We start from the raw sequence: 7,846 nt of genomic DNA, 5'->3' as shown, positions 1-7,846 counted from the left end.
GGCGGTGGTATCGATATCCATGTACCAGACCGACATGTTAACCAACCAGTCACGGTTAATCAGATAATCCACCCCAACCTGCCCGGCAGCGCCCCAGGAATCTTTCAGACTGAGATCGGAAAGCCCGGCCTCTTTGCCATGATCGTTAAATCCATTATCAAAGAACGTGGTGTAGTTAATACCGGCACCAACGTAAGGACGGAATTTGCTGCTGGCATCACCAAAATACCACTGCGCCATCAGTGTTGGCGGCAGATGATGGACTGTTGCAATATCACCGGTCGCGCGAGTACCGATTTTATGGCGGAAAGGCGTCGCTGCCAGTAATTCAACACCGATATTGTCAGTCGCCATGTACGTAAACGTCAGGCCCAACTGAGTGTTATTAGTCACGCTAAATCCCCCCAGACTTCCTAACGTACCACCAGCGCCTTCTGTCGGACGCACAGTCGCAGAACCTGCACGCATAAAAAACTCGCCTGCTTCATGCGCAAAGGCTGTGCCAGAGAGAAGTGTTGTTACTGCCAAAGCCGCCACTGTTAATTTTTTCATATCCGCTCCGTCGTTATGGTTATAAAAACGTGACAAATATACCTACATTGGGGTAACAAATGATCCTACACAGATCACACTACATCCTCTAAATCACCCTTTATTGATCTGGATTAATTTAGAAGTTGCATCACAAATCCTGGTTAATGTGATTTAAATCAATTTTCGAATATTTGCGCTGCGCAAATATTAACGCGCTCGCCACTTGCTCCCGTCTGCACACATAAATGCCAACAATTACCTCCGCTTTACAAAGATATGCTTTTCCATACATGACCTGATGCTGCCACTGAGAGGCTAACCAGGGTACAATTGCCCGCTAATTAACACCTGCATAAAACTCAAGGAGAGTGCATGTCTATCACGGCGCAGTCCGTATACCGTGACACCGGAAATTTCTTCCGTAATCAATTTATGACCATTCTGTTGGTATCGTTGCTTTGTGCATTTATCACAGTGGTGTTAGGACATGTTTTCTCACCCAGTGACGCTCAACTTGCGCAGCTCAATGACGGTGTACCCGTTAGTGGCGGCGGTGGGTTGTTCGACCTGGTACAAAATATGTCCCCGGAACAACAGCAGATTTTGCTGCGTGCGTCCGCTGCTTCTACCTTTTCAGGATTAATCGGTAACGCCATTCTTGCGGGCGGCGTATTATTAATGATCCAGCTAGTGTCCGCCGGTCAGCGGGTCAGCGCATTACGGGCAATTGGCGCGAGCGCTCCGGTATTACCGAAGCTATTCTTGCTAATCCTCCTGACAACATTGATTGTGCAAATAGGCATCATGCTGGTGGTCGTTCCTGGTATCATCATGGCCATCCTGCTGGCGTTGGCTCCCGTGATGCTGGTCCAGGATAAAATGGGCGTTTTCGCCTCCATGCGCAGCAGTATGCGGCTGACATGGGCGAATATGCGTCTGGTGGCACCTGCGGTATTGAGCTGGTTGCTGGCAAAAACACTGTTGTTGCTGTTTGCCTCTTCGTTTGCCGCATTAACCCCAGAAATTGGCGCTGTACTGGCGAACACCTTGAGCAACCTGATTTCAGCCGTATTGCTCATCTATTTGTTCCGCCTGTACATGTTGATTCGCCAATAACCCTAAGCATTTGATTACGGAATCGTAAAATGAAGCAGTTTCTTGATTTTCTACCGCTGGTTGTCTTCTTCGCGTTCTATAAGATTTATGACATCTATGCGGCAACTGCGGCGCTGATCGTCGCCACAGCGATTGTGCTTATTTATAGCTGGGTTCGCTTTCGTAAGGTTGAGAAGATGGCTCTGATCACCTTTGTTCTGGTGGTTGTCTTCGGTGGTCTGACGCTATTCTTCCACAATGATGAGTTTATTAAATGGAAGGTCACCGTAATTTACGCACTGTTTGCCGGTGCTCTGTTGGTTAGCCAATGGGTAATGAAAAAGCCGCTGATTCAACGTATGTTGGGTAAAGAGCTTACCCTGCCGCAGCCAGTATGGTCGAAGTTGAATCTGGCCTGGGCAGTCTTTTTTATCCTTTGCGGGCTGGCAAACATCTATATCGCTTTCTGGCTACCACAAAATATTTGGGTCAACTTCAAAGTGTTCGGTCTGACCGCCCTCACCTTAATCTTCACGCTGTTAAGCGGTATCTATATCTACCGCCACATGCCACAGGAAGATAAATCATAACCAGACTGCCAGTCCTTCGGGGCTGGCGCTGTATCTCCTCTGTTCTCCTCAGGAAAATCATAGTAGCATCGCGCCTGTGATTTTCCTTTTTAGTCGGTTTTACCATGTCAACAACACATAACGTCCCCCAGGGCGATCTGGTTTTACGAACTTTAGCCATGCCTGCCGATACCAATGCCAATGGTGACATCTTTGGTGGTTGGTTAATGTCGCAGATGGATATTGGTGGTGCCATTCTGGCAAAAGAAATTGCACACGGTCGCGTAGTAACCGTGCGGGTTGAAGGAATGACTTTCTTGCGGCCGGTTGCGGTCGGCGATGTAGTGTGCTGCTATGCACGCTGTGTCCAAAAAGGGACAACATCTGTCAGTATTAATATTGAAGTGTGGGTGAAAAAGGTGGCGTCTGAACCACTTGGGCAACGCTATAAAGCGACGGAAGCATTATTTAAGTATGTCGCTGTAGATCCTGAAGGAAAGCCTCGCGCCTTACCCGTTGAGTAATAGTCAAAAGCCTCCGGTCGGAGGCTTTTGACTTTTTACTTACTGAATTTCGGTGGTGCCGTTAATTTTAAACAGAATATTTACCACAATTCCACTTCCTGGCTTACCCGGCTCGTAACGCCATCTGCGCATCGCGTTTTTCACTTCGCGCTCAAACATGTTTGCGGGTTTGGCGGAAAGAATTTGTACGTTATCCACGCGACCATCCGGTGTAACGTCAAATTTAACTTTAACCTGCCCTTCAATGCGCAATGCCTGCGCACGCGCTGGATACTGCGGCTGATTGCGGCTTAATGCGCGTGGTCCTGAAGCCACACTGGTGACCGGTTTGCTGGTTGCAGCCGTTGCCGTGCTGGTGGTCGGGCGCGCTGGTGCCGTATTTTCAAACGGTGATGCCGGACGCGACTCCGCTGGTTTAACATCGCGCTTTGGCTGTTCCTGCACCTTTTTCACTGGCTTCGGTTTTGGCTTAGGTTTTGGCTTCGGCTTTTCAATGACCACCGGCGCTTCTTTTGGCGGTTCAGGTATCGGCTCAGGTTCCGGCTCTGGCTCTACCACCGGCTCCGGCGGCGGCTGAACGGCTTGTGGCGGTTCGAGATCCGCTGGCGCAACCATGGTGACAGAAATCGGCTGCGCGGGCGCAGGTAGTTCAATAACCTGATGTACCGAGGTATAGAGTAGACCCGCCACGACAGCACCGTGAATGCAGACTGAAAGTAACGTCGGCCAGGGGAAGCGGCGAGGTAAATCAAGGGTCATTGAAGTCATAATCATTTCAGTAGAAAAACCAGGCCTCAATTTTAAATGCAAATAGCAATCATATTCAATAACACAAAACGATCAGGATCAGTGAAAACGCAATTTTTGGCGTAATTGACCTGACTTTATCCAGACTCTTAACAAAGACATCATCTTTCCGTTGCAGATCTTCGCCCTTTCAAATAACGTACTTTACAACTTTTCCGAACAAGGAGTTGTGCCCGTGTTGTATGTAATTTACGCTCAAGACAAAGCCGATAGTCTCGAAAAACGTCTTTCCGTTCGTCCGGCACATTTAGCGCGTTTGCAGTTACTGCATGATGAAGGTCGTTTGCTGACTGCGGGACCAATGCCAGCAGTTGATAGCAATGATCCTGGTGCCGCAGGTTTTACCGGTTCGACGGTGATTGCTGAATTTGAATCTCTGGAAGCAGCACAAGCATGGGCTGATGCCGATCCTTACGTGGCGGCTGGAGTGTATGAACACGTTTCAGTAAAGCCCTTTAAGAAAGTGTTCTGAATAGAGGCTCAACATCTTAGAACACGGTTTTAGCAACCGTGTTCTTGTTTGGCCTTTCCTTGTAGGTATGCCATCGCAGCCGCTATAACAAACAGATAATAACTTTATCTGTATTTCTTTATACGATGTCAGCATATTCAGGAAAAATGCCCCTCCCTGACAAGGTATTGCTCAATCAAATCCTTTGATTACTGCGGATAAAGTCATCTACTATTGTTTAACATATTCACGCGTCGCATGTATGCTCACATTATGTACGCGTAGAGATAATTAAACAAAATTGTGGTTACAGAGGTATCAGTGAGTCACTGGGCTACATTCAAGCAAACAGCAGTAAATTTATGGGTGACCCTGCGGCACGATATTATCGCGCTAGCCGTCTTTTTAAATGGATTGCTTATTTTTAAAACAATCTATGGTATGTCGGTCAATCTGCTCGATATTTTCCATATCCAGGCATTTTCGGAACTTGATCTCTCCTTGCTGGCCAATGCGCCGCTGTTTATGCTCGGCGTCTTTCTTGTTCTGAATTCGATCGGCTTGTTATTTCGAGCAAAACTGGCATGGGCAATCAGTATTATTTTGTTGCTGATTACGCTGATCTACACCTTGCATTTTTATCCCTGGCTGAAATTTAGTATTGGTTTTTGCATCTTTACGCTGGTGATTCTGCTGGTGCTGCGCAAAGACTTCTCACACAGTAGTGCCGCCGCCGGGACAATTTTTGCTTTTATTAGTTTTACGACGTTACTGTTTTACTCCACCTACGGCGCGCTGTATTTAAGTGAGGGTTTCAATCCGCGAATAGAGAGCCTGATGACTGCTTTCTATTTTTCAATAGAAACTATGTCAACCGTGGGCTATGGCGATATCGTTCCCGTGTCTGAATCGGCACGCCTGTTTACTATTTCAGTCATTATTTCCGGCATTACCGTTTTCGCCACCTCCATGACCTCTATTTTTGGTCCTCTTATCCGAGGAGGATTCAATAAACTAGTGAAAGGAAACAAGCATACGATGAATCGTAAAGATCACTTTATTGTTTGCGGTCACTCCATTCTGGCAATCAACACGATTCTGCAACTGAATCAACGCGGACAAAACGTGACTGTTATCAGCAATTTGCCAGAAGATGACATCAAACAACTTGAGCAACGATTAGGCGACAATGCTGATGTTATTCCCGGTGACAGCAATGACAGTTCGGTATTAAAAAAAGCGGGAATCGATCACTGTCGGGCTATTCTGGCGCTCAGTGATAACGATGCAGATAACGCTTTTGTCGTCCTGTCAGCCAAAGATATGAGCAAAGATGTCAAAACGGTGCTGGCCGTCAGCGATAGCAAAAACCTGAATAAAATTAAAATGGTACATCCGGACATCATTCTTTCGCCGCAGCTTTTTGGCAGCGAAATTCTGGCGCGGGTTTTAAATGGTGAAGAGATTAATAATGATATGCTCGTCTCAATGTTGCTGAACTCCGGGCATGGTATTTTCAGCGATGACGATGAAACGAAAACTGACAGTAATGAATCGGCGCAAAAATAGATTTAAAAGGCTGAAGGTAAACTTGCTGGGCACCGCAATGGTGCCCGGAACATTCAGATATTGTAGATCGCAAACAATAACGAGTTACGCTGTTTGTTTAGAATGCACTTCCTGATGCTGTGGATACGCATATTTCGGCGAGACTGCCCCTCAAGCCAACGCGATTTACGCCGGCTAGCCTGACGCTGCATACGCCAGCGTCCCACTTCCGTTCTACTCCGCTTCATGTTAACTACTCTATGCAATAACAGAATGGTCATTATACCCTCGCCCCCGACGCTGACTAGTGCTTTTCCCGCGTTTTTATTTGCCAGATGAATCCATATGCGTAAACTCATAACAATGCGCTTTCAAAAGGATTTCTAATCTATGACAACCGTTTATACGTTGGTGAGTTGGTTGGCCATTCTGGGATACTGGTTGCTCATTGCAGGCGTAACATTACGCATTCTAATGAAACGACGTGCAGTTCCCTCCGCCATGGCCTGGCTGTTAATCATTTATATTCTGCCTCTGGTCGGAATTATTGCCTATCTTGCAGTCGGCGAACTCCACTTAGGTAAACGCCGTGCCGAACGCGCCAGAGCGATGTGGCCTTCTACCGCTAAATGGCTTAACGATCTTAAAGCCTGTAAACATATCTTCGCAGAAGAAAACAGCAGTGTCGCCGGCCCGTTATTCAAGCTTTGCGAGCGTCGTCAGGGGATCGCCGGGGTCAAAGGAAATCAGCTACAACTGATGACCGAGTCTGATGATGTGATGCAGGCGTTAATCCGCGACATCCAGCTCGCCCGGCATAATATTGAGATGGTGTTTTATATCTGGCAACCCGGCGGTATGGCGGATCAGGTGGCTGAGTCACTGATGGCTGCAGCCCGACGCGGTATTCATTGCCGACTGATGCTCGATTCCGCCGGTAGCGTCGCGTTCTTCCGCAGTCCGTGGCCAGAACTGATGCGTAATGCCGGTATCGAAGTGGTCGAGTCCCTAAAAGTTAATCTGATGCGCGTATTTTTACGCCGTATGGATCTGCGCCAGCACCGCAAGATGATCATGATCGATAACTACATTGCCTATACCGGCAGTATGAATATGGTCGATCCGCGCTTCTTCAAACAGGATGCGGGCGTAGGACAATGGATTGACCTGATGGCGCGTATGGAAGGCCCCATCGCCACCGCGATGGGGATTATTTATTCCTGCGACTGGGAGATTGAAACCGGGAAACGTATTCTGCCGCCGCCACCAGATGTCAATATTATGCCATTTGAGCAGGCCAGCGGTCATACGATCCATACCATTGCTTCTGGCCCCGGCTTCCCGGAAGACCTGATTCACCAGGCATTACTGACTGCGGCTTATTCGGCGCGTGAATATTTGATCATGACGACGCCCTACTTCGTGCCCAGCGATGATTTGCTTCACGCTATTTGCACGGCAGCGCAACGTGGTGTTGATGTCAGTATTATCCTGCCACGTAAAAATGACTCAATGCTGGTTGGCTGGGCCAGCCGCGCGTTCTTTACTGAGCTGCTGGCCGCTGGGGTTAAAATTTATCAGTTTGAAGGCGGATTGCTGCATACCAAGAGCGTGCTGGTCGATGGCGAGTTAAGTCTGGTGGGCACCGTTAACCTCGATATGCGTAGTCTTTGGCTGAACTTTGAAATCACGCTGGCGATCGACGATAAAGGTTTTGGTGCTGACCTGGCCGCCGTTCAGGACGATTATATTTCGCGCTCACGTTTACTTGATGCGCGGTTGTGGGCGAAACGACCACTCTGGCAACGCGTTGCCGAGCGACTGTTTTACTTCTTCAGCCCGTTGCTGTAAAACGTGGCCAACAGATGTTAAACGGGTAGTGACTATGGATATGGATTTAAACAATCGCCTGACCGAAGATGAAACACTTGAACAGGCCTATGATATTTTTCTCGAACTGGCCGCAGATAATCTCGATCCGGCTGATGTTCTGCTGTTCAATCTTCAGTTTGAAGAGCGCGGCGGTGCGGAGTTATTCGACCCGGCAGAAGACTGGCAAGAGCATGTTGATTTCGATTTAAACCCGGACTTTTTTGCCGAAGTGGTGATTGGCCTGGCGGACAGTGAAGATGGCGAAATTAACGATATTTTCGCCCGCATTCTGTTATGTCGCGAAAAAGATCACAAACTTTGCCATATTATCTGGCGAGAATAAATAATCGCTTTTGGCGTGATAAAGGGCTGACAGTTGTCAGCCCTTTTTGTTTTAAAGCGGATCGACTTTCAGGGTATCGTTCCGGCGAACTCATATTGACGCA

The 7,846-nt window shown here is 47.9% G+C and carries 10 protein-coding genes; 7 read left to right on the top strand and 3 right to left on the bottom strand.

Features of this window, described 5'->3' with window-relative positions; all coding sequences use genetic code 11:
* Positions 1-552: outer membrane protein OmpW (ompW, locus tag EQY_RS0110880; RefSeq protein WP_000737248.1), on the bottom strand; the 552-nt coding region annotated here is incomplete at its 3' end.
* Between the two features lie 354 nt (positions 553-906).
* On the opposite strand from ompW, the gene EQY_RS0110875 reads away from it, so the two are divergent.
* From EQY_RS0110875 to yciA, 3 genes are all read left to right on the top strand, one after another.
* The gene (locus EQY_RS0110875; protein ID WP_000028528.1) at positions 907-1,650 is read left to right on the top strand and encodes a YciC family protein; all 744 of its coding nucleotides are present in this window, start codon (positions 907-909) and stop codon (positions 1,648-1,650) included.
* A gap of 29 nt (positions 1,651-1,679) precedes the next feature.
* Positions 1,680-2,219: a septation protein A gene (locus EQY_RS0110870; protein ID WP_000808667.1), complete on the top strand. Its 540-nt coding sequence runs from the start codon at positions 1,680-1,682 to the stop codon at positions 2,217-2,219.
* A gap of 104 nt (positions 2,220-2,323) precedes the next feature.
* Positions 2,324-2,722, top strand: coding sequence for an acyl-CoA thioester hydrolase YciA (gene yciA, locus EQY_RS0110865; RefSeq protein ID WP_000108165.1), 399 nt, complete (start codon positions 2,324-2,326; stop codon positions 2,720-2,722).
* Positions 2,723-2,761: 39 nt separating this feature from the next.
* Here the strand turns inward: yciA and tonB are convergent, their stop codons facing one another.
* The gene (gene tonB / locus EQY_RS0110860; protein ID WP_024212522.1) at positions 2,762-3,481 is read right to left on the bottom strand and encodes a TonB system transport protein TonB; all 720 of its coding nucleotides are present in this window, start codon (positions 3,479-3,481) and stop codon (positions 2,762-2,764) included.
* Between the two features lie 223 nt (positions 3,482-3,704).
* On the opposite strand from tonB, the gene EQY_RS0110855 reads away from it, so the two are divergent.
* Together EQY_RS0110855 and kch are read left to right on the top strand one after the other, a co-directional pair.
* The gene (locus EQY_RS0110855) at positions 3,705-4,001 is read left to right on the top strand and encodes a YciI family protein (protein WP_000967595.1); all 297 of its coding nucleotides are present in this window, start codon (positions 3,705-3,707) and stop codon (positions 3,999-4,001) included.
* A gap of 300 nt (positions 4,002-4,301) precedes the next feature.
* Positions 4,302-5,549, top strand: a complete 1,248-nt coding sequence (gene kch / locus EQY_RS0110850; protein ID WP_024212520.1) for a voltage-gated potassium channel protein — start codon at positions 4,302-4,304, stop codon at positions 5,547-5,549.
* Between the two features lie 53 nt (positions 5,550-5,602).
* Here kch and EQY_RS26160 read toward each other — a convergent pair whose 3' ends face one another.
* A complete protein-coding gene (locus tag EQY_RS26160; protein ID WP_001309467.1) occupies positions 5,603-5,776 on the bottom strand; it encodes a YciY family protein in 174 nt (57 codons plus the stop codon).
* A 142-nt stretch (positions 5,777-5,918) separates the two neighbouring features.
* Here EQY_RS26160 and cls point away from each other — a divergent pair, with 142 nt between their 5' ends.
* Both cls and EQY_RS0110835 read left to right on the top strand, forming a co-directional pair.
* Positions 5,919-7,379 (top strand): cardiolipin synthase, encoded by a 1,461-nt coding sequence (gene cls / locus EQY_RS0110840; protein ID WP_000214525.1) that lies wholly within the window; start codon positions 5,919-5,921, stop codon positions 7,377-7,379.
* A gap of 34 nt (positions 7,380-7,413) precedes the next feature.
* Positions 7,414-7,743 (top strand): HI1450 family dsDNA-mimic protein, encoded by a 330-nt coding sequence (locus EQY_RS0110835; RefSeq protein ID WP_000366958.1) that lies wholly within the window; start codon positions 7,414-7,416, stop codon positions 7,741-7,743.
* Positions 7,744-7,846 lie beyond the last annotated feature (103 nt).

It is taken from the genome of Escherichia sp. TW14182 (assembly GCF_000208525.1).
GTDB classification, from domain to species: domain Bacteria; phylum Pseudomonadota; class Gammaproteobacteria; order Enterobacterales; family Enterobacteriaceae; genus Escherichia; species Escherichia ruysiae.
The sequence above is the reverse complement of the archived record's forward strand: the minus strand, read 5'-3'. Positions and strand labels throughout refer to the sequence as shown.

Coding starts and splice junctions, on each gene's coding strand:
- EQY_RS0110875 (WP_000028528.1), top strand. CDS start 907: ATGTCTATCACGGCGCAGTCCGTATACCGTGACACCGGAAATTTCTTC.
- EQY_RS0110870 (WP_000808667.1), top strand. CDS start 1,680: ATGAAGCAGTTTCTTGATTTTCTACCGCTGGTTGTCTTCTTCGCGTTC.
- yciA (WP_000108165.1), top strand. CDS start 2,324: ATGTCAACAACACATAACGTCCCCCAGGGCGATCTGGTTTTACGAACT.
- tonB (WP_024212522.1), bottom strand. CDS start 3,481: ATGACCCTTGATTTACCTCGCCGCTTCCCCTGGCCGACGTTACTTTCA.
- EQY_RS26160 (WP_001309467.1), bottom strand. CDS start 5,776: ATGAAGCGGAGTAGAACGGAAGTGGGACGCTGGCGTATGCAGCGTCAG.
- cls (WP_000214525.1), top strand. CDS start 5,919: ATGACAACCGTTTATACGTTGGTGAGTTGGTTGGCCATTCTGGGATAC.
- EQY_RS0110835 (WP_000366958.1), top strand. CDS start 7,414: ATGGATATGGATTTAAACAATCGCCTGACCGAAGATGAAACACTTGAA.